This window comes from Achromobacter sp. JCM 18799 (assembly GCF_055395645.1).
The window spans coordinates 3,860,895-3,880,038 of record NZ_AP043866.1 but is presented as its reverse complement, the minus strand read 5'-3'; the positions used below and the strand labels follow the sequence as shown (position 1 = coordinate 3,880,038).

17 protein-coding genes are annotated in these 19,144 nt (G+C 65.6%); 4 read left to right on the top strand and 13 right to left on the bottom strand.

Annotated elements, in window-relative coordinates:
- The first annotated feature begins 90 nt into the window (after positions 1-90).
- Positions 91-1,671 (top strand): sigma-54 interaction domain-containing protein, encoded by a 1,581-nt coding sequence (locus ACZ5YA_RS18210; RefSeq protein ID WP_464091035.1) that lies wholly within the window; start codon positions 91-93, stop codon positions 1,669-1,671.
- A 17-nt stretch (positions 1,672-1,688) separates the two neighbouring features.
- Here ACZ5YA_RS18210 and ACZ5YA_RS18205 read toward each other — a convergent pair whose 3' ends face one another.
- Positions 1,689-2,867: a CaiB/BaiF CoA transferase family protein gene (locus tag ACZ5YA_RS18205; RefSeq protein ID WP_464091034.1), complete on the bottom strand. Its 1,179-nt coding sequence runs from the start codon at positions 2,865-2,867 to the stop codon at positions 1,689-1,691.
- A 292-nt stretch (positions 2,868-3,159) separates the two neighbouring features.
- On the opposite strand from ACZ5YA_RS18205, the gene ACZ5YA_RS18200 reads away from it, so the two are divergent.
- Positions 3,160-4,143, top strand: coding sequence for a Bug family tripartite tricarboxylate transporter substrate binding protein (locus ACZ5YA_RS18200; protein ID WP_464091033.1), 984 nt, complete (start codon positions 3,160-3,162; stop codon positions 4,141-4,143).
- A 40-nt stretch (positions 4,144-4,183) separates the two neighbouring features.
- Positions 4,184-4,963 carry an SDR family oxidoreductase gene (locus ACZ5YA_RS18195; RefSeq protein ID WP_306635274.1) on the top strand — a complete coding sequence of 260 codons (780 nt, stop codon included), beginning with the start codon at positions 4,184-4,186 and terminating at the stop codon, positions 4,961-4,963.
- Between the two features lie 49 nt (positions 4,964-5,012).
- Here the strand turns inward: ACZ5YA_RS18195 and ACZ5YA_RS18190 are convergent, their stop codons facing one another.
- The 11 genes from ACZ5YA_RS18190 to ACZ5YA_RS18140 are packed head-to-tail and all read right to left on the bottom strand — an operon-like array spanning position 5,013 to position 16,410.
- Positions 5,013-6,227, bottom strand: coding sequence for an ABC transporter substrate-binding protein (locus ACZ5YA_RS18190; RefSeq protein WP_464091032.1), 1,215 nt, complete (start codon positions 6,225-6,227; stop codon positions 5,013-5,015).
- Positions 6,228-6,245: 18 nt separating this feature from the next.
- Positions 6,246-7,256 (bottom strand): NADPH:quinone oxidoreductase family protein, encoded by a 1,011-nt coding sequence (locus ACZ5YA_RS18185; RefSeq protein ID WP_464091031.1) that lies wholly within the window; start codon positions 7,254-7,256, stop codon positions 6,246-6,248.
- The gene (locus tag ACZ5YA_RS18180; RefSeq protein ID WP_306635280.1) at positions 7,253-8,383 is read right to left on the bottom strand and encodes a CaiB/BaiF CoA transferase family protein; all 1,131 of its coding nucleotides are present in this window, start codon (positions 8,381-8,383) and stop codon (positions 7,253-7,255) included. Before ACZ5YA_RS18180 ends, ACZ5YA_RS18185 begins: the two co-directional genes overlap by 4 nt.
- Positions 8,370-9,050, bottom strand: a complete 681-nt coding sequence (locus tag ACZ5YA_RS18175) for a 3-hydroxyacyl-CoA dehydrogenase family protein (protein WP_464091030.1) — start codon at positions 9,048-9,050, stop codon at positions 8,370-8,372. The genes ACZ5YA_RS18180 and ACZ5YA_RS18175 overlap by 14 nt, the downstream gene beginning before the upstream one ends.
- The gene (locus tag ACZ5YA_RS18170) at positions 9,047-9,922 is read right to left on the bottom strand and encodes a 3-hydroxyacyl-CoA dehydrogenase family protein (RefSeq protein WP_464091029.1); all 876 of its coding nucleotides are present in this window, start codon (positions 9,920-9,922) and stop codon (positions 9,047-9,049) included. Before ACZ5YA_RS18170 ends, ACZ5YA_RS18175 begins: the two co-directional genes overlap by 4 nt.
- A gap of 3 nt (positions 9,923-9,925) precedes the next feature.
- Positions 9,926-11,095, bottom strand: coding sequence for an acyl-CoA dehydrogenase family protein (locus tag ACZ5YA_RS18165; protein WP_464091028.1), 1,170 nt, complete (start codon positions 11,093-11,095; stop codon positions 9,926-9,928).
- Between the two features lie 28 nt (positions 11,096-11,123).
- Positions 11,124-11,870, bottom strand: coding sequence for an SDR family NAD(P)-dependent oxidoreductase (locus ACZ5YA_RS18160; RefSeq protein WP_464091027.1), 747 nt, complete (start codon positions 11,868-11,870; stop codon positions 11,124-11,126).
- Positions 11,871-11,872: 2 nt separating this feature from the next.
- On the bottom strand, positions 11,873-12,643 hold the full coding sequence (locus ACZ5YA_RS18155) for an enoyl-CoA hydratase/isomerase family protein (RefSeq protein WP_464091026.1): 771 nt from the start codon (positions 12,641-12,643) through the stop codon (positions 11,873-11,875).
- 7 nt (positions 12,644-12,650) lie between these two features.
- Positions 12,651-14,327, bottom strand: a complete 1,677-nt coding sequence (locus tag ACZ5YA_RS18150) for a class I adenylate-forming enzyme family protein (protein WP_464091025.1) — start codon at positions 14,325-14,327, stop codon at positions 12,651-12,653.
- Between the two features lie 28 nt (positions 14,328-14,355).
- On the bottom strand, positions 14,356-15,135 hold the full coding sequence (locus tag ACZ5YA_RS18145) for an enoyl-CoA hydratase-related protein (protein ID WP_464091024.1): 780 nt from the start codon (positions 15,133-15,135) through the stop codon (positions 14,356-14,358).
- A gap of 42 nt (positions 15,136-15,177) precedes the next feature.
- Positions 15,178-16,410, bottom strand: a complete 1,233-nt coding sequence (locus ACZ5YA_RS18140) for a CaiB/BaiF CoA transferase family protein (RefSeq protein ID WP_464091023.1) — start codon at positions 16,408-16,410, stop codon at positions 15,178-15,180.
- Positions 16,411-16,582: 172 nt separating this feature from the next.
- Between ACZ5YA_RS18140 and ACZ5YA_RS18135 the strand changes: the two genes are divergently transcribed.
- Entirely contained in the window at positions 16,583-18,241 is a 1,659-nt protein-coding gene (locus ACZ5YA_RS18135; protein WP_306635297.1) for a sigma-54 interaction domain-containing protein, read from the top strand.
- A gap of 183 nt (positions 18,242-18,424) precedes the next feature.
- On the opposite strand, the gene ACZ5YA_RS18130 is transcribed toward ACZ5YA_RS18135, so the two are convergent.
- A complete protein-coding gene (locus ACZ5YA_RS18130) occupies positions 18,425-19,111 on the bottom strand; it encodes a LytR/AlgR family response regulator transcription factor (protein WP_118931525.1) in 687 nt (228 codons plus the stop codon).
- Between the last annotated feature and the right edge of the window lie 33 nt (positions 19,112-19,144).

Genomic DNA, 19,144 nt, shown 5'->3' with positions numbered 1-19,144 from the left:
GTAAGAGACACCGAAGGGATACTTGTCCTGGAAGAGGGCGGCCAGATTAAATTTTCTTCGGGTTTGGGCACGGAGGAAGTGATTGCGCGGATGCTCTCCCGGCTGTGGGCCGATCGTTCCAGCACGCCGATCAAACGCCTGTTCGCCCTGCCCGGCATCGAACCCGCTCACAGTGTCGCTGCGCTGGTTTGCGAGCAGGGCGCGTGTTTCCTGATCTTCTCCACGGGCGGGGATGAGCTGACGGAGTTCATTTCCACCGTCGATTGCGCCGCGGATATCTTCCGGTACTTCATCACCAATCCCTATGAGGCCATGAACGTCGTCGACGCGGCGGGCAATCTGCTTTACATGAGCCCGATCCACGAACGTTCGATCGGCTTGAAGCGCGGCGACGCCATCGGCCGGCCGGTCAGCGATGTGATTGAGAACACCCGCTTGCAGGAAGTGGTCGTTACAGGCAAGCCGCAGATCGGCGAGGCCCATGAGGCCAAGGGCGTCACCCGCATCGTTTCGCGCATCCCGATCTTCGACCGCGACAAGAAGCTGGTGGCGGCGATCGGCCAGGTCATGTTCAAGGGCCCGCAGGCGATTCCACAAGCGATCCAGGACATCTCCAACGAACTCGCCCGCGTGCGGCAAGAGCGCGATTTCTATAAGCGCGAACTCTCCGGCATACGCAACCGTTCCTACGGGCTGGACCAGATCGTGGGCAGCAGCAAGGCCATCCGGCAGCTCAAGGAAGACATTCTGCGGGTCGCGCCGCTGGACGTGCCGGTCTTACTGGTTGGGGAAAGCGGGACGGGCAAGGAGCTTGTGGCGCACGCGCTGCATATGCTCAGCCCGCGTGGAGACAAGCCGCTGACCCTGATCAATGCGGCCGCGATGCCCATCAGCCTGGTGGAAAGCGAGCTGTTCGGCTATGAAGGCGGCGCCTTCACTGGCGCCGACAAGCGCGGCCGCAAGGGTAAGTTCGAGCTTTCCGACACCAGCAGCCTGTTCCTCGATGAGATCGGCGACATGCCGATGGAAATGCAGGTGAAATTGCTGCGCGTGCTGCAGGATGGCACGTTCCAGCGCGTGGGCGGCGAACGTCTGCTGCACTCGGATTTCCGTCTGATCTCGGCCAGCCATCGAGACTTCCAGAAGATGGTTGCGGACAATACGTTCCGCCTGGACCTGTTCTACCGCATCAGCGCCGTGACGCTCTACCTGCCCTCGCTAAGGGACAGGCCCGAGGATATTCCCGAGCTGGCCGATACTTTTCTGGCCGCCTTCGCCAAGCGCCAGGGCGTGGCCAGGAAGTCCATCGACGACCATGTCATCCAGTATCTGCAATCGCGCAGCTGGCCGGGCAATGTGCGCCAGCTGCAGCACGCGGTGGAGCGGGCGGCGATATTCAGCGACGGCAGCCGCCTGACGCTGGAGAGCTTCGGCGGTCTGGAGCATCCGGGCGGTATCGGGGCCGAGAAGGAGTACCGCCCCTTGCAGGCGACCGCGGGCTCGGGCCGCTTCGACATGTGGGAAGCGAAGCAGCGCGTCGAAATGGAGCTGATCGCGGACGCCATGGAGCGCACCGGCGGCAACAAGAAGCGGGTCGCCGAAGAGCTGGGAATCTCCCGTTCCTATCTGTACAAGCAGCTGCGTTTGATGGAAGGCGGCAAGGAGAGCTGAGTCCCGGCCCTGGGATGTCAGGACTGCACGATCCCGGCGTCGAACAGCTCTTGCTGCCGCACGGCATCCAAACCGAGTTCGCCTAGGATTTGCCGGGTGTGCTCGCCGCGCCGCGGCGAGCGCTTTTCCTGGCTGCCCGACGCCGCCGTACCCGGCAGCCGGGCGATCGGCACGCGGCATGGGCCGCCTTGCTCGCTCATCGCGAATATCCGTTGTTGTTCAACCTGTGCGTCGGCCAGGAAGCCGGCGTAGTCAGAGACTTTTCCGCAGACCACTCCATGCCGGTTCAGGCGCTCGACCCAATGTGCCGTCGGCTTGGCGCGGAAGATCCGCATCAGCGTTGAATTGATTTCCTCGCCGTGGGCGTAACGTTCGGTCGCCGTACTCAGCCGCGGGTCGGCGAGCCAGGCGTTCTGTCCTGTGGCTTGGCACAGGCCGGCGAACATCCGGTCGTGCAGCGAGGTGACGTTGATATGCCCGTCCTCGGTCTCGAAGGTGCCAGCCGGTACGCTGAGAGCCTGCACGGCGCGTCCGGCATTGAGGGCCTCGTCGATGATCGCGCCGCTTTGCACCGCAGCCGCGGCTTCCAGCAGGGAGACCTTCACTCGCGCACCTTGGCTCCGCACGGCCCGGCGGTACAACGCGGCGCCCGTGGCCTGCGCCGCATAGATGCCTGTCGCCACGTCGATCAGCAGGATGCCGACCTTGCGCGGCGCGCCGCGGGCGTCCCGGTTGACCACCATCATGCCGCTCATGGCCTGCAGCGTCGAATCTGATCCTGGCCGTTCGGCATAGGGACCGTCTGGACCGAAGGCGGATACCGAGACATACACCTGATCGGGCCTGGCTTTCGAGAGTTCGGCGTATGACAGGCCTAGACGCTCCATGACGCCGGGGCGGAAGCTTTCTATGACAACGTCGGCCCGCAACGCCAACTGGCGCAGGAGGTCGCGGCCGGCCTCGGCCTGGGCGTCGACGCAGATCGAACGCTTGCCCAGGTTGTAGGCAATGGCAAGCGCGCTCATGCCTTCGGTCTGATGGCCTATGGCGCGGCTCCAGTCGCCGGCAGGTGATTCCGCTTTGATGACCTCGGCGCCTTGCTCCAGCAGGAGCATGGCGCAGTAAGGTCCGGCGACTCCCTGGCTGAGATCCAGGACGCGTAATCCGGCGTAGGGCTTATCGGGCGAGGCGGGCATGGCGTGGGGCTCCTGAGCAAGTCTGGCGTGTCCGGGCTATCCGGGATGTGCTCGGGTATGAAGCAAAACCCGTACCACGGGGGCATGCGCCGCGGATACAGGTCCTGCCGCGCCGCGAGTGTCCTCATAGTACGCAAATGTGTTCACCCAGGAGGCAGGGCACGGCGGCCGGCTGGCGGCCGCGGTGCTGCGTTGCCGGACGGCGCGCGGCGAGACCGGGTCTGGCATGGAATTTGCATTTGCCCAGGAAGGATGCAGACGTGGATTTTCAACCAGGAAGTCAGGAGCAGACATGAACCATGCAATCAATAAGATGGCCACCCGAGTGGCCACGATAGCGTTGGCAGCGCTCACCGCGACCAGCGCTTGGGCCGCCGAATATCCGAGCAAGCCGATCAGGATGATCGTGCCCTTCGCGGCGGGCGGGCCGACCGACACGCTCGCGCGCAGCCTGGCCGAGGCGATGACGGAACAGCTGGGCCAGAAAGTGATTGTGGAAAACAAGCCGGGCGTGGGCGGGAACGTAGGCACGGCCCAATTCGCGCGCATGGCCCCCGATGGCTATGCGGTGCTGTTGGTCACCAACGGTCCGCTGGTGGCCAATCAGCTGATGTTCAAGAACCTGGGCTTCGATCCGAAGAAGGACCTGGATCCTGTCTCCTTCGTGGCCTATCTGCCCAATATGGTCGCCGTGCACCCCAGCGTGCCGGCAAAGACCATCAAGGAGCTGATCGCGCTGCTGAAGGCGAATCCCGATAAGTACAGCTTCGCATCGGGCGGCGACGGCACCAGCACCCACTTTGCGGGCGAACTGATGAAGTCCATGGCGGGCGTGCAGATGACGCACATTCCCTACAAGGGCGATGGCGCCTCGATGCCGGACGTCGTCGGCGGACAGGTGCCCATCGTGTTCGGCAGCATATTCGCCGCCAAGCGTTTCGTCGACGGCGGCATGCTCAGGGGATTGGCGGTGACGTCCCTGGACCGGGTCCCGTCCATGCCGGACATGCCGACGGTGGCTGAATCCGGCTTGCCCGGCTACGACCTGACCGCCTGGTACGGCGTGGTGGTCCCCGCGGGTACGCCCAAGCCCATCGTCAACAAGCTGAGCCAGACCATCGCCAAAGTCGTGGCGTCGCCGGACTTCCGGGCGCGGGTCGAGGGAATGAGCGGCATACCGAAAAGCACCACTCCGGAAGAGTTCGCCGCGTTCATGGAGTTGGAGCGTCCCAAGTGGAAGAAGCTCATCGAAGAGTCGGGAATCAAGATCAACTAGGCCGTTCGCGCCGGGAACACAAGTGAAACAGGAGAAAGCGATGTTTGCTGCAGATGTGCTGAAAGGAAAGGTGGCGTTGATAACGGGAGGCGGAGGCGGCATAGGGCTGGAGATCGCCACGGCCTATGCGCGCCTGGGCGCCAAGGTGGTGGTGGCGAGCCGCAACCAGGAGCGGCTGGACGGCGCCGTGGCGTCGCTGGCGGAACAGGGCCTGGAGATCCTGGCCGTGCAAACCGACGTCAGAGTCTACGAGCAGATCCAGGGCGCCATAGAAGCCGCGGTCGAGCGCTACGGCGCGCTGGACATCCTGGTGAACAACGCCGCCGGGAACTTCCATTGTCCGACCGCCGAACTTTCGCCCAATGGCTGGAAGACGGTCATAGACATCGATCTGAATGGCACGTTCTATGGTTGTCACGCCGCATACAAGCATTTGAAGGCCGCCCGCGAGGGCGGCTGCATCATCAGCATCGCCACCATGCTCGGCCTGAGTGGCTGGCCGGGCGCCGCGCACGCCGGCGCGGCCAAAGCCGGGATCATTTCCTTGTCGCGCGCACTGGCGGTAGAGTGGGGCGGCGACAACATTCGCGTCAACACCATTTCGCCTGGGCCCATCGGCGACACGGAAGGGGTGCGCCGCCTGTATCAGGAGACCGGCCGCGAAGAACTGGAGCGCAAGAAGACAGCCCTGGGGCGGTTCGGCAACAAGTCCGATATCGCTAATGCCGCCGTCTATCTGGCGTCGGACCTGGGCGCCTACATCACCGGCGAGAACATGGTGGTGGATGGCGGCCGCTGGCTCAAATATGTGGCGGCTTGAGCGCGCGAGCAGCGGGCGGTGGGCCGGATGGCCGCCGCCCGCTGCTCGTTCAGCCCGCTGGCTTGACCAGCGGGCACTCGCTTTGCGATAAGGGGCGGTAGGCCTCGTCCCCTGGAATGGTGTCCAGGATCTTCAGCAGGTCCCACTCGCCCCTGGATTCCGCCGGCGTCTTCACCTGCGCCAGGTACATGTCGTAGACCATCCGGCCATCGGCGCGGATGCGGCCGTTCCTGGCGTAGAAGTCATTGATCGGCATCTCCTTCATCTTGGCCGCCACGGCATCGGCGTCGTCGGTGCCGGCGGCCTGCACGGCCTGCAGGTAATGCAGGGTGGCCGAGTAGGCGCCGGCCTGCACCATGGACGGCATGGATTTCTGGCGTTCGAAATAGCGCTGCGACCAGGCTCGGGTTTCCGCGTTGCGGTCCCAGTAGAAGCCGGTGGTGAACTGCAAGCCTTGCGCGGCCTGCAGGCCCAAACCTTTGATGTCATGCAGGAAGACCAGCAGGGTGGCCAGTTTCTGGCCGCTTTGTGTGATGCCGAATTCCGAAGCCTGGCGCACCGCGTTCTGGGTGTCCGTGCCGGCATTGGCCAGGCCTATCACTTTGGCCTTGCTGGCCTGGGCCTGCAGCAGATAGGACGCGAAATCGGGGCTGGACAGCGGCGCGCGCACATTGCCCAGGATCTTGCCGCCGTTCGCCTTGATGACATTGCTGGTGTCGCGCTCCAGCGAATGGCCGAAGGCATAGTCCGCCGTGATGAAGAACCAGCTGTCGCCACCGGCGCGGGTCACGGCGCGGCCGGTGCCGTTGGCCAGGACGTAGGTGTCGTAGACATAGTGCACGCCATAGGGCGAGCACGCCGCGTTGGTCAGGTTGGACGAGGCCGAGCCGGCGAACAGCGTGATGCGCTTCTTTTCCTTGCCCAGGGTTTGCAGGGCCAGGGCCGATGCGGAATCGGTGGATTCGATGATGGCGCTGACGCCGTCGCGGTCGTACCACTGGCGCGCGCGCGTGGCTGCGATGTCGACCTTGTTCTGATAGTCCGCGGCCAGGACTTCGATGGGACGGTCCAGCACCTTGCCGCCGAAGTCCTCGGCCGCCATCTTGACTGCCGTGACCATGCCGGGGCCGCCATGCGCCGAATACACGCCGGTCATGTCGACGATGGCGCCCAGGCGGAACGGAGCGACGCCCTGTGCGTGGCCAGGGAGTGCGTACAGCGAACCGCCTAGCAGCGCGGCCATGACTACGGTTGTCTGTTTCATGGGATATGTCCTGTCTTCTCAGGTTGGGCGATGCACGGGGGATTCCATATGGACGACGTACTTGCCGGTGGCGCGGCCTTGCTCCAGAGCCTGCAGGGCGATGGCCACCTCTTCCAGCGGCAGGCTGGCGGCCAGCCTGGGACGGATCAATCCTTGTTCGCGCATGCGCAGCAGCCGTGCCTGCGCTCGCGCGATCTTCTCGGGCTGGCGGTCGCGGTAGTCGCTCCATTGCAGGCCGATGACGCTGATGTTCTTGAGCAGCAGATAGTTCGCCTTCAGCGTCGGTATCTGGCCCGCCGCAAAGCCGATCACCACCAGCCTGCCGCACCAGGCCAGGGCGCGCAGCGAAGCCGCGAAGACTTCATCGCCCAGGGGATCAAGCACGATGTCCGCGCCACGGCCAGCGGTTGCCGCCCAGACCTGATCGCGCAGGCTGTCGCGCAGGTTTTCCGCCGACAGATCGATCACGTGGTCGGCGCCCATCTCGCGGGCCGCCTGCGCCTGTTGCGGCGTGTTGACGCCAGCCAGGGCGATACCGCCCAGGGCCTTGACCAACTGCACCGCCGCGCCGCCGACGCCGCCGGCCGCGCCGTTGACCAGCACGGTTTCGCCGGCCCTGAAACCGCCGCGCTCCAGCAGCGCCAGATAGGCTGTCTGGAATACCAGCCCCATCGCGGCTGCGTCTTCGTGGCTGACGCCGTCGGGCAGCAGGTGGCAGTGGGCGGCGCGGGCGACGGCCTGGCTGGCGTAGGCGCCATGTTCCATGTGCGCCACCACGCGATCGCCGGGCTTGAAGCCGGTCACGCCCGGTCCGGTGCGCAGCACGGTGCCGCTGGCGTCCTTGCCCGGCACGAACGGCAAGGCCGGCAGGATCTGGTACTTGCCCGAGACCACCAGCGTGTCCGGATAATTCACGCCGGCCGCGGCGACCTGGATCAATACCTCATCAGCGCCAGGCACGGGGTCGGCGACGGTTTCGACAAGGTGGTCGCTGGCGGGTGCGAAGTTTCTGACCAACAGCGCTTTCATTTTTCCGCCTCCCGCGCAGCCAGGATGCGCACCGTGTGTTCTCCCAGGCCTGGAGCCTGGGATCGGGACGCCGGGGCGCGCAAGCCGGGATCGATGGGAACCGGCAAGGCAGGCATGGTCCGGCCCCCGCCGTTGGCGACTTCGCGCGAGAACAGGCCGCGAGCAATGAAGTGCGGGTCTTCGGTGGCCTCGCGCAGGCTGGCGACCAGACTGACGCAGGTGTCGCCGTCGCCGAATGCCTGCATCCATGCCTCGGCACTGCGCTGGATCAGGACGGCCGCGACGCGCTGGCGCACGCTGGCGTCGTCGTCGGCTGCATCGGCCAGCTCCGGCAGGCCGATGACCTCGACGAAGGCGCGCCAGAACTTGTCCTCCAGCGGCGCCACCGCCAGGTGGCGTCCGTCCGCGGTCTCGTACACTTGGTAGCGGCAGCTGCCGCCCGTGACCTTGTCGCTCCCGGGCCGAGGCCACAGCCCCTGGCTCCAGCCATTGCCCAGCCCCCAATACATGAGCGTGAAAAGGTTGTCCGCCATGGCTACATCAAGGTGGCGTCCCTTGCCGTCGCGGTCGCGCTGGCGCAGGGCCAGCAGGATGTTCATGAAGGCGGGGTAGGCGCCGCCGGCAAGGTCCGCGGTGAGCGTGGGCGGCACCAGGGGCTGTCCTTGAGCATCCCCCGTCAGCGACAGCATGCCGGTCAGCGCCTGGTAGTTCAGGTCGTGGCCGGCCATGCCGGCCCTGGCTCCTTCTTGTCCATAGCCGGTGATGGAGCAATACACCAGGCGCGGGTTGATGCGCGCCACGCTTTCGTAGTCCAGGCCCAGGCGTTGCATTACGCCGGGACGGAACTGTTCGATCAGCACGTCGGCCTCTTCGATGAGCTGGCGCAGGCGCGCGCGCTCGTCTTCATTCTTCAGGTCTATCGCCACCGAGGCCTTGCCGCAGTTGAGCAAGGTGAAGTTGACGCTGTCCTCGCCAAAACGGGGCAGATAGCCGCGCATCTCGTCGCCGCCGGCCGGCCGCTCGATCTTGATGACGCGCGCGCCGGCCTCGGCCAGCAGCAGCGTGCACAGGGGGCCGGGCAACAGGGTGCTGAAGTCCAGCACCGTGATGTCGCTAAGCGCCTGCATTGCCGCTCTCCTGGAGGTGGCGCTGCCACGCGACGCGCGCCCGCCGCGCGGGAACGTAGGCTTCGTGGCCCAGCATTTCGTACAAGGCCTGGCTTACCCGGTAGTGGTGGTGCAGGCCGGTGCGGCCGAGCAGGGCGATGGGGCCTTCTGGATACCCCAGGCCCAGGCGCAGGGTGGTGTCCATGTCATCGGCGCTGGCCAGGCCCTCGTCCAGGCGCCGCAGCGCGGCGTTGTAGTAGGGCCGCACCAGGCGGTTCAGGATGCGGCCCGGAAAGTCGTTGCAGACGGCGACCTCCAGGCCGGCCGCGTCGAAGGCTGCTCGTGCCGCCTGTAGAGCCTCCGGGCTCGTGTAGGGTTTGTGCACTAGTTCGATGAGCCGGGTCGGCGCTTCGTCGCCCAGGCGGAACCGTGCGAACCCGACCACGTTGCGGGCGCGGCCGTCGTCGTCGTCGCCCGTATGCACGCCCAGGCATTCCAGGTCCAGCTCGATGGCGACGAAGGGCGCCTGCTGGCTTTCCGCCTGTTCCTGCCGGTAGCGCTGGCCGGCCTGGGCGCCTAGGTAGACCCGTCCCTCGCCGCTGGCGTGGGCTTGCGCAAGGAAGTCGTGGGCTTGGGGGAAGGACGCGCTTTCCCCGGTGTCGATGATGCGGTAGGCCATGGTTGTCATGCTCCGAAGATCTTGTCGTTGTCGTAGCGATGGAAGCCGGCGCCGCTCTTGCGGCCCAGGCGTCCGGCGCCAATCATGCGTTTGACCAAGGGGGGGCAGGCCGCGCGCGGCTCATTGGTGCTGCCGTGCAGCGCCTCGCACAAGAGCTTCTGGGTGTCCATGCCGACCATGTCTAGCAAGGTCAGTGGTCCCAGCGGATAGCCCAGGGCCGTCTTGATCGCCAGGTCTATGTCGGCCGGTTCCGCGACCCCTTGGTCCACCATGTTGATGACGTCGTTGTGCCAGGGCACCAGGAAGTAGTTGAGGATGAATCCCGGCGTGTCTCGCGTGAGGACGGGCTGCTGGCCCAGCGCCTCGCAGAATGCCCAAGCCTGCTCCAGAGCCTGGCGCGAGGTATTCAGGCCAGGAGAGACTTCCACCAGTTTCATCAGTTGCGCGGGCAGGCAGAAATGCATGCCCACGACCTGGGTGTCGCGGCCGCTGCCGCCGGCGATCTCGGTGATCGACAGGGTGGAGGTATTGGAGGCGAACAGCGTGTGGGGCGCGCAGATCTGGTCCAGCTTGCGGAACAGTTCGTGTTTGACCTGGATATCCTCGAACACCGCCTCGATGATGATGTCGCAGTCGGCCAGCGACTCAATATCGTCACTGGCATGCCAGTTGGCCAATATGGCTTCGTCCTCGCCGGCCGCCAGCTTGCCGCGTTCCACCGACTTGCGCAGAAAGGCGGCCGCCTGCCGGCGGCCGTCTTCGGCCAGCTCGACACGGGTGTCGTAGGCGCGCAGCTTGTAGCCGGCACGGGCCACGACGATCGCGATGCCCGTTCCCATGGTGCCGCATCCGACGACGCCTACGGTCTTGATGGTGTTCATGGACTACTCCTTGGTCAGAAAGCTGCGGCCGATGAGTTGGCGGTGAATCTGGTTGGTGCCTTCCCAGATCTGGGTGATCTTGGCGTCGCGCATCAGGCGTTCGGCGCGATAGTCCTTGCAGTAGCCGTAGCCGCCCAGCAGCTGCACGGCTTCGGTGCTCATGCGCATCGCCAGGTCGGTGGCCTTGAGCTTCAGGATCGAGGCCTCCATGCCTATGTCGTCGGCGCGGCTGTCGACCATGTCTGCGACGCGCCAGAGCCAGGCCTCGCAGGTCGCCAGCTCGGCTGCCAGATCGGCGACCAGGAACTGGATGCCCTGGAACTCCAGCACGCGGCGCTTGAACTGGCGCCGCTCGTTGATGTAGGCGATCGCGTCCTCGAAGGCGGCGCGCGCGATTCCCAGCGCATGCGCGGCCACGCTGGGCCGCGAGCGGTTCAGCGAGGTCAGCAGGATGCGCAGGCCGTCGCCCGGCTCGCAAAGCAGGTTGGCGCGAGGGATTCGGCAGTTCTCGAAAGACAGCGTGGCAGTGCTGGAGGCGCGGGTGCCCATCTTGTCCTCGGTGCCGACAACCGTCAGGCCTGGCGCGCCCTTTTCGACGATGACCGCGCTGATCGCCTGCTTGGCATCGTCGATGCCGGCCCACTTGCCGAAAAGCAGGTATACGTCGGCCACATCGCCGTTGGTGATGAAGGTCTTCTGGCCGTTGATGACGATCTCGTCGCCCCGTGCCTCGAAGCGGGTGCGCATACCCGTGGCGTCGGAACCGGCCGAGGGTTCGGTGATGACCAGCGAGGCCAGCCCGCCTTCGGCGATGCGCGGCAGGAGGCGTTGCTTCTGCTCCTCGTTGCCGAATTCGATCAATGGCTTGATGGCATGGAAATTGGTGGCCCAGACGATGCCGGTGGAGGCGCAGGCCGCGGAGATTTCGCGCACGCAGGCCAGATAGCAGGAATAGGACAGGGTCGAGCCGCCATAGGCTTCGGGAATGAACATGGCGTTCAACCCCAAGGCGTTGATGTCGGCCACGTTGTCGTGGGGGAAGGCGCCGCTGCGGTCCAGTTCGGCGGCCCTGGGCGCGATGCGCTCGCGCGCCAGCTCCCGCACCGAGTCGAGAAGCATGGCTTCTTCGGGACTCCAGGGCATGGAGGCGTCCAGGCGTTGCAGTACGTTCATTGATTGCTCCTAGCTGCTTGGGCGGGGCTCAGACCATCAGGCTCTGGCCGCCGTCCAGATAAATGGTCTCGCCGGTCAGAAAGCGCGAGCGCAGGGAGAACAGCATGGTCACCACATCGGCGACTTCCGCGGCTTCGGCTGGGCTGCGGCGCGGAATGCGTTTCTGCAGATGTTGGGCCAGCGGTCCGCTGGTCATGTATTCGCGGTTCAGGCTGGTCATGACGTAGCCCGGCGCGAGGTTGACGACCTGGATGTCGTCGGCCGCCCATTCCACGGCCAGGCAGCGCGTGATAGCGCCCACCGCCGCCTTGGAGGCGCAGTAGGACAGGTTCTTCTTGACGCCCAGCTTGTCGTAGAACGAGCCCATGTTGACGATGACGCCGCCGCCGTTGGCCTGAAGAAGGGGATAGACGGCCTGGCTGGCCATGAGCACGGATGTGGCGTTGCTGCGCATCAGGGATTCAAACGCCTCGGGCGCCAGCGTGGCGGCCGCGCCGTCGGTGTGCTGGCCGGCGTTATTCACCAAGCCGGAGATGCGACCTCCAGCGCGTTCGGAGACTTCAGCGAATGCGCGCTGGATTTGCGCGGCGTCGCCGACGTCGCAGGCCACGGCATGCCAGCGGGCGCGCTGTGCGTCGGGCACGTCCGCCAGTTCTGGCGCCTGGCCCGACCGAGACAGGCAGGCGACCTGAAAGCCGGCCCGCGCGAGGGAGAGGGCGATTTCGGCGCCGATGCCGCGGCTGGCGCCGGTGACGACAATGGTGGATTCAGGCATGGTCATGCATCCTTGAAGCAGGGGGGGCGTTTTTCGAGAAAGGCCTGCATGCCTTCGGCAGCGTCGGCGCTGCGATACGCCAGGGTGGAAAGGTCGCACTCGATGCGTAGCCCGAGTTCCAGCGAGGTCTGCATACCGCGCTGAACCGCCTGGCGGGCGAAGTCCAGCGCGTGCAGGCCGTGCTGGAGCATTGGCGCGAGATAGGCCGCGCCGACGGCGGCGGGCTCGCCTTCCTCCGCAATCTGGTTCACCAGGCCGATGCGCTCGGCTTCATCGGCTGTCACCGTGCGGCCGGACAGGATGAGTTCGAGCGCGCGCCCTTCGCCCACCAACCGGGGCAGGCGTTGGGTCCCGCCGTAGCCGGGAATGAGGCCCAGCTTGACCTCGGGCAGACCCATGCGGGCTGCGGGCGTGGCGACCCGGAATGTGCAGGCCAGCGCCAGCTCCAGGCCGCCGCCAAAGGCATAGCCGTGGATCACGGCAACCGAAGGGATGCGCAGCTGGCTGATGCGTTGGAACACTTCTTGGCCCAGGCGGGCGCCTTCATGCTCGTCGCGCAGCGTGCGTCCCACCAGCTCCGGTATGTCCGCCCCGGCGCAGAAGGCCTTGGCGCCGGCGCCCGTGATGACCAGTCCGCGCGCGGCTGAGGCCGACACGCGTTCGATAGCCAGGTCCAGGTTCCGCAGTTGTTCGAAGCTGAGCGCGTTCAACGCCTTCTGCCGGTCCAGGGTCAGCACGGCGATGCCACCTGGCAGGGTTGATTCCTGAATCATGCGTGTCTCACTTGGTGTTCGTGGCGGCGCCTTGCCAGCGCACGGGGATGGGCGCGATCTTTTCGTCCTTGACCCAGTCCATCAGCGCGCGCTTGAGGATCTTGCCGCTGGCGGTCATGGGAAAACTGTCCAGCAGGATGTAGTACTCGGGCATGTCGTACTTCGACAGGCCGACCTCGTTGAGGTGATGGAGGATTTCGTCGGCCTGCGGCGCGCTGCCGGGCTGAGGGACGATGGCCAGGCACACCATCTCTCCCAGTCTTGGGTCCGAAACGGCGAAGGCGGCTGCCCGCAGCACCTGCGGGTGGCGATGGGTGAGATCCTCGATGCGCGCGGGGTGGATGTTGTGTCCGCCCCGGATGATCAGGTCCTTCTTGCGCCCGACGATACGCACGTTGCCCTCGGTGTCCTGCACGCCAAGATCGCCGCTCATGAACCAGCCGGAGGCGTTGAACGAGGCTTCGGTGGCTTCCTGGTTGCTGTAGTAGCCCAGCATCAGGAGGCCGCCGCGTCCGCCGATCTCTCCGATTTCTCCCGGCTCGGCTTCGGCGTCGGGATTCTCCTGTTTCCAGATGCGGATCTCGTAGCCCTTGCAGGCTTGTCCGCAGGTTCCCACGATGACGCCGGTGGGGGCGTTCGGCAGTGTGTACTGATGCGAGCCGTTCTCGGTCATGCCGTAGACGTTCTGCGGCTTGATACCGATGTGCAGGAATTTCTCCGCCAGTTCCTGGGGGATGGGCGAACCGGCCATATAGAAGGCCTGCACCTCGCCCAGCCTGTCCAGCCCGCGGCGCTTCATCTCCGAAAGCAGATCCATGGCATGCGTGGGCACGCCCATGACGTAAGTCGCCTTGCAGGCTTGCAGCCAGTCCAGCGGCGCCAGGCCAGCGGCCGGATCGTGCAACGCCAGCTCCATGCCGGCCACCAGCATCTGCTCCAGCGCCACGGTGCCGATGTGATGGCTCATGGGGCTGAGGCTGAGGGCGACGGTGTCGTGGGTGTGGTGCCAGTCGCGCACCAGCGCCCGGCCATTGGCCAGCAGCGTGTTATCGCTGTGCATCACACCCTTGGGGGCGCCGGTAGTACCGGAGGTGAAGGCCAGGTAGGTAATCTTGTCCGGGTTGAGCACCGGCGGAGTCCGCACGGGCGGCAGGTCGGCGGCGTCAGGGAAGGGATGGGCGCCCGGGGGCAGCGGCATGTCCGGCCGAGGCAGGGCGTAGAAGCGTTTGAGGCTGGGTATCTCGTCCGCCAGCGCGAAGATGTCCTTCTTGTCGGCATCGGCGCCATAGCCGACGGCGGCGAACAGGGCGCGGCAGTACATGCGCCGTGCCAGCTCGACCACTTCGGCCACGGTGTAGTTCTGGTGCAGCGATGGGCAATAGACATAGCCGCCGCGGGAGCAGGCCAGGAACAGGATGACGGTCTCGGCGCGGCTGGGCAGCCACGCCGCCACGCGGTCGCCCTGCCGCAGTCCGGCCCGGTTCAGGCTCTCGGCCACGCTGTCGACGTGCTGGAGCAGCTGGCTCCAGGTCAGGCGCCGGTAAGGGTCGCGCAGGGCATAGGCGTCGGGTCGCTCGCGCGCGTGGTGGCGGGCCAGCGTGTACAGGGTGTCCTGCTGCCAGATGCCGGACAGGTAGTACTGGCGGGCAGCGTGCGGGGTCTGCAGCGTGAGTAGGGTGTTCATATTGGGCGTCTCGTTGCGGCAAGGCGTCTCAATGGCCGAACTTGCCGGCGTCCGGCGCGCGTTTTTCCGCGAACGACGCCGCCAGTTCGTCATGTTCCGAGGTGTCGAGGTAGCCGCGGAGCAGCAGGTCGTGCGCCATGCGCGAGAGGCCGCCCACGCCGCCATGGCGCGCATTGAAGGCGCCCTTGATCGAAGCCAGCGCGAAGGCGCCGCGGTCGGCGATCTTCAGGGCATGCTCCATCGTGGCCTGGCGCAACTCCGCAGTCGGCACGACCCGGTTGATCAGGCCCATTTCCACGGCTTCCTGCGGCGAGATCTTGGGGTTGCTGTACCAGATGTCCTTGGCTCGCTTCTTGCCGACCAGGTCTTCCAGATACCAGGTGCCATAACCGGCGTCGAAGCTGCCGACCATGGGGCCTACCTGACGGAACATGGCTTTGTCCGAGGCGATGGTGATGTCGCAAACCATCTGCAGCACATTGCCGCCGCCCACGGCGTAGCCGTTGACCGAGGCGATCACGGGCTTCTGCAGGCGGTCGATGCTTTCGTACATATCCAGCGTCGGCAACACGCCTGCGTAGAGCTGGCTGTCCTGCATGCCGTCCTTGCGTCCGCCCAGGCAAAAGAAACGGTCGCCGGCCCCGGTGATGATGAGCACGCGGGTGCGCGTTTCGCGCCGGACCGCGTTGATGCAGTCGCGGATCTCATGGCACATCGTTTCGGTGAACATGTTGCCGTCGTCGGGACGGTTCAGCGTCAGAATGCCGACGGGGCCTTGCTCCTCGTACAGGATTTCCTGGAACTCCATGGTGCTGTCCTTGATCTGTGGGGTTATCGAGAATGGAATGGGTCAAATCACGCCGCGCTCGCGCAGCGCGTCGATGCGCGGACCGGCATATCCCAGCCAGCCGCGCAGGACGTCGTCGGTGTCTTCGCCCAGGGCGGGCGGGGACTTGCGGTGGACGTGCTGGGAGCCGTCAAAGCCTATGCCCAGCCCCACCTGAGGAATGGCGCCATTGGAGGCGCGGGCGCGATAGATCAGGCCCTTGTCCAGCAGGTCCGGGTCTTGCGCCACCTGGTCCAGCCGGTTGATGGGGCCGGCGGGAATGCTGTGCTCGGCGAACAGCGCCAGCCAGTGCGCGCGCGGCTGTGTGCGCAACAGCTCGGCGATGCGCATCACGATCGCCTCCCGGTGCGTCCTGCGGTGCGCATTGCTGGCAAACTCCGTGCGCGCGCCAAAGGCCGGGTCTCCCACGGCCTGCCAGAAGCGCTGCCAGATTCTGTCGTTGCCTAGTCCCAGCGACAGGGGGTCATCGGCCGTATCGAAGACCTGGTAGATGGCGATGACCGAATCCTTGCCGCCCGAGCGCCTGGGCAGCTCGCCGGACCCCAGATAGGGCAGCAGCCGTGGGGAGACGAAGCGCGTCATGCTCGACTGCATCGAGATGTCGATCTGCGTGCCGCGGCCATGCTGGCCGCGCGCGATGTAGGCTGCCAACACCGCCAGCGCCAGGTCCTGCCCGGCCAGCAGGTCGGCGGCCGGCGTGCCGACTTTCTGCGGCGCGGACTCCAGTTCGCCCGTCAGGTCCATGATCCCCGCATAGCCTTCGGCGATCAGGTCGTAGCAGGGAAAGTCGCTGCGCGGACCCGTCAGGCCGAAGCCGGTGAGCGAAGCATGGATCAGCGCGGGATAGGCGGCTTTCAGGCTGTCATAGTCCAGTCCCAGCTTGCGCTGCACGCGCGGCACCATGTTCAGCACCAGCACATCGCTTTGCGCCAGCAAGCCATCGAGGACTTCGCGCCCTGCCGGCTGAGACACGTCCAGCGTGAGGCTGTGCTTGTTGCGGTTGACGCTGAGGTACCAGAGCGAGACGTCCTGCAAAAAGGGCGGGCCCCAGGCGCGCGTGTCGTCTCCGGCGCCGGGCTTTTCCACTTTGAGCACGGTCGCGCCCAGGTCGGCGAGCAATTGCGTCGCGTACGGACCGGCAATCGAGGTCGTCAGATCCAGGACGCGCAACGGCGCCAGCAGTTTCAGGCCGCCTTTTTCCGGGTCCGCGTAGGGCAGGTGTTCTTGCGGTGTCATCAGTCATCCATGGTGGAAGTCACGTGGATGACATTAAGCAAGTTTCGTGCCATCTTATAAAAAAGGGAGCGCTGCTAGGCTGGCCACGCCTACGGATACGTCCGAAAGCGGCGGGTGTCCTCGGCGCAAACACTTTCCCAAGAACACGAAATCACTCGGAGACACAGGCGTCATGGAAAACGAGATGCGCGGCGTCGTGGTGCTGGACGCCAGCGGCGAGGTGCGCTTTGCCTCGGGGATCGGTTCCGACTCCCGGCTGCTGCGTGACCTGTCCAAGCGCTGGGCGGCTCGCGCCTTGAGGCCCATTCCGGCCTGCTTCGCGCTCGAGCACCTGGACGAGCCACTCAGTCTGCTGCACGTGGCCACGCCTGACGCGGCGTGCTTCCTGGTCAGTCGCCACGACGAAGCGGACCCGCTGTTCAAGTTCGTGGCCAGCGTCGACTTCGCTGGCGATATCCTGCGGCATCTCATCACTAATCCGTACGGCGCGATCAATGTGGTCGATGCCCAGGGCACCCTGCGCTACATGAGTCCGGTGCACGAAAAGTTCTTCAAGTTGTCGCGCGGCGAAGGCGTGGGCCGTCCGGCGCGCGAGGTCATCGAGAACACGCGGCTCGACACCGTGCTGCGCAGCGGCAAGGCCGAGATCGGCCAGACCCAGGAGATGCACGGCACCACGCGCGTCGTGAGCCGCACGCCTATCTTCGATCGCCAGCGTCGCGTGGTCGGCGCCATCGGCCAGGTCATGTTCAAGAGCCCGGACGCGCTGCAGAAGATGAGCGCCGAGATTTCCCGACTGCGCAAGGAGGTGAACTTCTACAGGCGTGAACTATCCAGCATGGATCGGCCGAATCGCGGGCTGGATGCGATCATCGGCGACAGCGAACCGGTGGCGCGGCTGAAGGAACAGATCGTCAAGATCGCGCCCTTGGATGTGCCCGTGCTGCTGTTGGGCGAGAGCGGCGTGGGCAAGGACGTGGTGGCGCATGCCATCCATATGCTGGGTCGGCGTGCCAGCGATCCGATGGTGGTCATCAACGCGGCAGCGCTGCCTGTCTCCCTGGTTGAAAGCGAACTCTTCGGCTACGAGAGCGGCGCGTTCACGGGCGCGGACCGCAAGGGCAGGCCTGGAAAGTTCGAACAGGCCGATGGCGGGTCGCTGTTCCTGGACGAGATCGGCGACATGCCGCTGGAAGTGCAGGTGAAGTTGTTGCGGACCTTGCAGGACGGCACATTCCAGCGTGTTGGAGGCGAATCTCTGCACCGCTCGAACTTCCGTCTCATCTCGGCCAGCAACCGCGACTTCCATCAGATGCTGGATAGCGGCGCCTTCCGCCTGGACCTGTTTTACCGCATCAGCGCCGTTACCTTGCGCCTGCCCTCCTTGCGCGAGCGCCTGGAGGATATTCCGGTACTGGCCGAAACGTTCCTGAAGCAGTTCGCGGATCGCCACGGCCTGCCCGTCAAGGAGATCGAGCCCGCCGCCTTGCGTTTTCTGCAGTCTCTGCCCTGGCCGGGAAATGTGCGCCAGTTGCAGCACGCCATCGAACGCGCCGCCATTTTCTGCGACGGCGATGCGATCCGGGTGGCGGATTTCGAGTTGGCGGGCGAGGCGCGCGGCGCCTATCACCTGGATACCGTGCGCGTGGCCACTGCGGCACCGCGCGACGGCTCCATGAAGGAGGTCAAGGACCGCATGGAGGCAGATCTCATCGTGGATTATCTGCAGCGCTTTCACGGCAACAAGAAAAAGGCCGCGGAAGCGCTGGGCATATCGCGGTCCTATCTGTACAAGCGGCTGGCGGAGATCAACGGTTCACCTGACCAGTGAAACGGACCGCTCGCGCGCAGGGGTTGCGGCTTGCGCCTATGGCGCGATTTGGTCGAGGCAATTTCACGTTTCGTCGAAAATGGCGTGATCTCTCTTGCGCAGCTGACGAGAATCGATCCATTTCGACCCGCGCCGCTGTGGTTGCACAGGAGGGGTTGCGGGATGGGCCGTTGCTGTCTTTACTCAGCGCTGCGCCACCGCGCGCCGCAGGCGCTGCGACGCGACCCGTCCCAGCACGACGGGGGCAACGCCGTTGTTGAACGCGACCTCGGTCTGCGCGCCGGGAAGCTGCGAAAGATGGGAGACATGTTCCAAATTCATGATCACCGAGCGAGACAAGGCGCAGAAGGGCGGACTGGGCAGTTGGGCCGCCAGGCGCTTGAAGGTGATGTGCATCAGCTCGTTGGCGTGCGCGGCGCTGCAAAGCATCACGTAGTCGCCTTGCGCCTGCGCCATGGTCAGTTCATGGATCTTGATGAGCTTGGTGCCGTTGCGCGTCCGCAGCGTCAGGTGGCCGCCAGCGCGCGGGCGCAGCCGCGCCAACGCCTGTTCGAGCCGGCCCGGCCGCACGGGCTTGAGCAGGTAGTCGACGGCCTGGACGTCGAAGGCGCGGGCGGCGTAGTCGCTGTGCGCGGTGACGAAGACGACGGCGGGCGGAGCGTCCAGCTGGTCCAGCAGATCGAAGCCGGTGGCGGCAGTCAGCTCGATGTCCAGGAACAGGGCATCAGGACGATGCTCGCGGATCAGCGCTCGCGCCTGTTCCAGGCTTTCGGCTTCGCCCGCGACATGGACGTCGGCCGAGGCTTCCAGCAGCCGGCGCAGGTAGCGCCGCGCCGGGGCTTCATCGTCGATGACAAGCACACGCAGCATTTTCCTCCCTGGCGCCATGGTGTGGCGGGTATA

What these genes read in the sequence shown, in the direction of transcription:
- ACZ5YA_RS18160 (WP_464091027.1), bottom strand. Translation starts at nt 11,870, where the DNA reads ATGCCTGAATCCACCATTGTCGTCACCGGCGCCAGCCGCGGCATCGGC.
- ACZ5YA_RS18140 (WP_464091023.1), bottom strand. Translation starts at nt 16,410, where the DNA reads ATGACACCGCAAGAACACCTGCCCTACGCGGACCCGGAAAAAGGCGGC.
- ACZ5YA_RS18185 (WP_464091031.1), bottom strand. Translation starts at nt 7,256, where the DNA reads ATGAAAGCGCTGTTGGTCAGAAACTTCGCACCCGCCAGCGACCACCTT.
- ACZ5YA_RS18205 (WP_464091034.1), bottom strand. Translation starts at nt 2,867, where the DNA reads ATGCCCGCCTCGCCCGATAAGCCCTACGCCGGATTACGCGTCCTGGAT.
- ACZ5YA_RS18145 (WP_464091024.1), bottom strand. Translation starts at nt 15,135, where the DNA reads ATGGAGTTCCAGGAAATCCTGTACGAGGAGCAAGGCCCCGTCGGCATT.
- ACZ5YA_RS18195 (WP_306635274.1), top strand. Translation starts at nt 4,184, where the DNA reads ATGTTTGCTGCAGATGTGCTGAAAGGAAAGGTGGCGTTGATAACGGGA.
- ACZ5YA_RS18210 (WP_464091035.1), top strand. Translation starts at nt 91, where the DNA reads ATGCTCTCCCGGCTGTGGGCCGATCGTTCCAGCACGCCGATCAAACGC.
- ACZ5YA_RS18165 (WP_464091028.1), bottom strand. Translation starts at nt 11,095, where the DNA reads ATGAACGTACTGCAACGCCTGGACGCCTCCATGCCCTGGAGTCCCGAA.
- ACZ5YA_RS18175 (WP_464091030.1), bottom strand. Translation starts at nt 9,050, where the DNA reads ATGACAACCATGGCCTACCGCATCATCGACACCGGGGAAAGCGCGTCC.
- ACZ5YA_RS18155 (WP_464091026.1), bottom strand. Translation starts at nt 12,643, where the DNA reads ATGATTCAGGAATCAACCCTGCCAGGTGGCATCGCCGTGCTGACCCTG.
- ACZ5YA_RS18135 (WP_306635297.1), top strand. Translation starts at nt 16,583, where the DNA reads ATGGAAAACGAGATGCGCGGCGTCGTGGTGCTGGACGCCAGCGGCGAG.
- ACZ5YA_RS18200 (WP_464091033.1), top strand. Translation starts at nt 3,160, where the DNA reads ATGAACCATGCAATCAATAAGATGGCCACCCGAGTGGCCACGATAGCG.
- ACZ5YA_RS18180 (WP_306635280.1), bottom strand. Translation starts at nt 8,383, where the DNA reads ATGCAGGCGCTTAGCGACATCACGGTGCTGGACTTCAGCACCCTGTTG.
- ACZ5YA_RS18170 (WP_464091029.1), bottom strand. Translation starts at nt 9,922, where the DNA reads ATGAACACCATCAAGACCGTAGGCGTCGTCGGATGCGGCACCATGGGA.
- ACZ5YA_RS18150 (WP_464091025.1), bottom strand. Translation starts at nt 14,327, where the DNA reads ATGAACACCCTACTCACGCTGCAGACCCCGCACGCTGCCCGCCAGTAC.
- ACZ5YA_RS18130 (WP_118931525.1), bottom strand. Translation starts at nt 19,111, where the DNA reads ATGCTGCGTGTGCTTGTCATCGACGATGAAGCCCCGGCGCGGCGCTAC.
- ACZ5YA_RS18190 (WP_464091032.1), bottom strand. Translation starts at nt 6,227, where the DNA reads ATGAAACAGACAACCGTAGTCATGGCCGCGCTGCTAGGCGGTTCGCTG.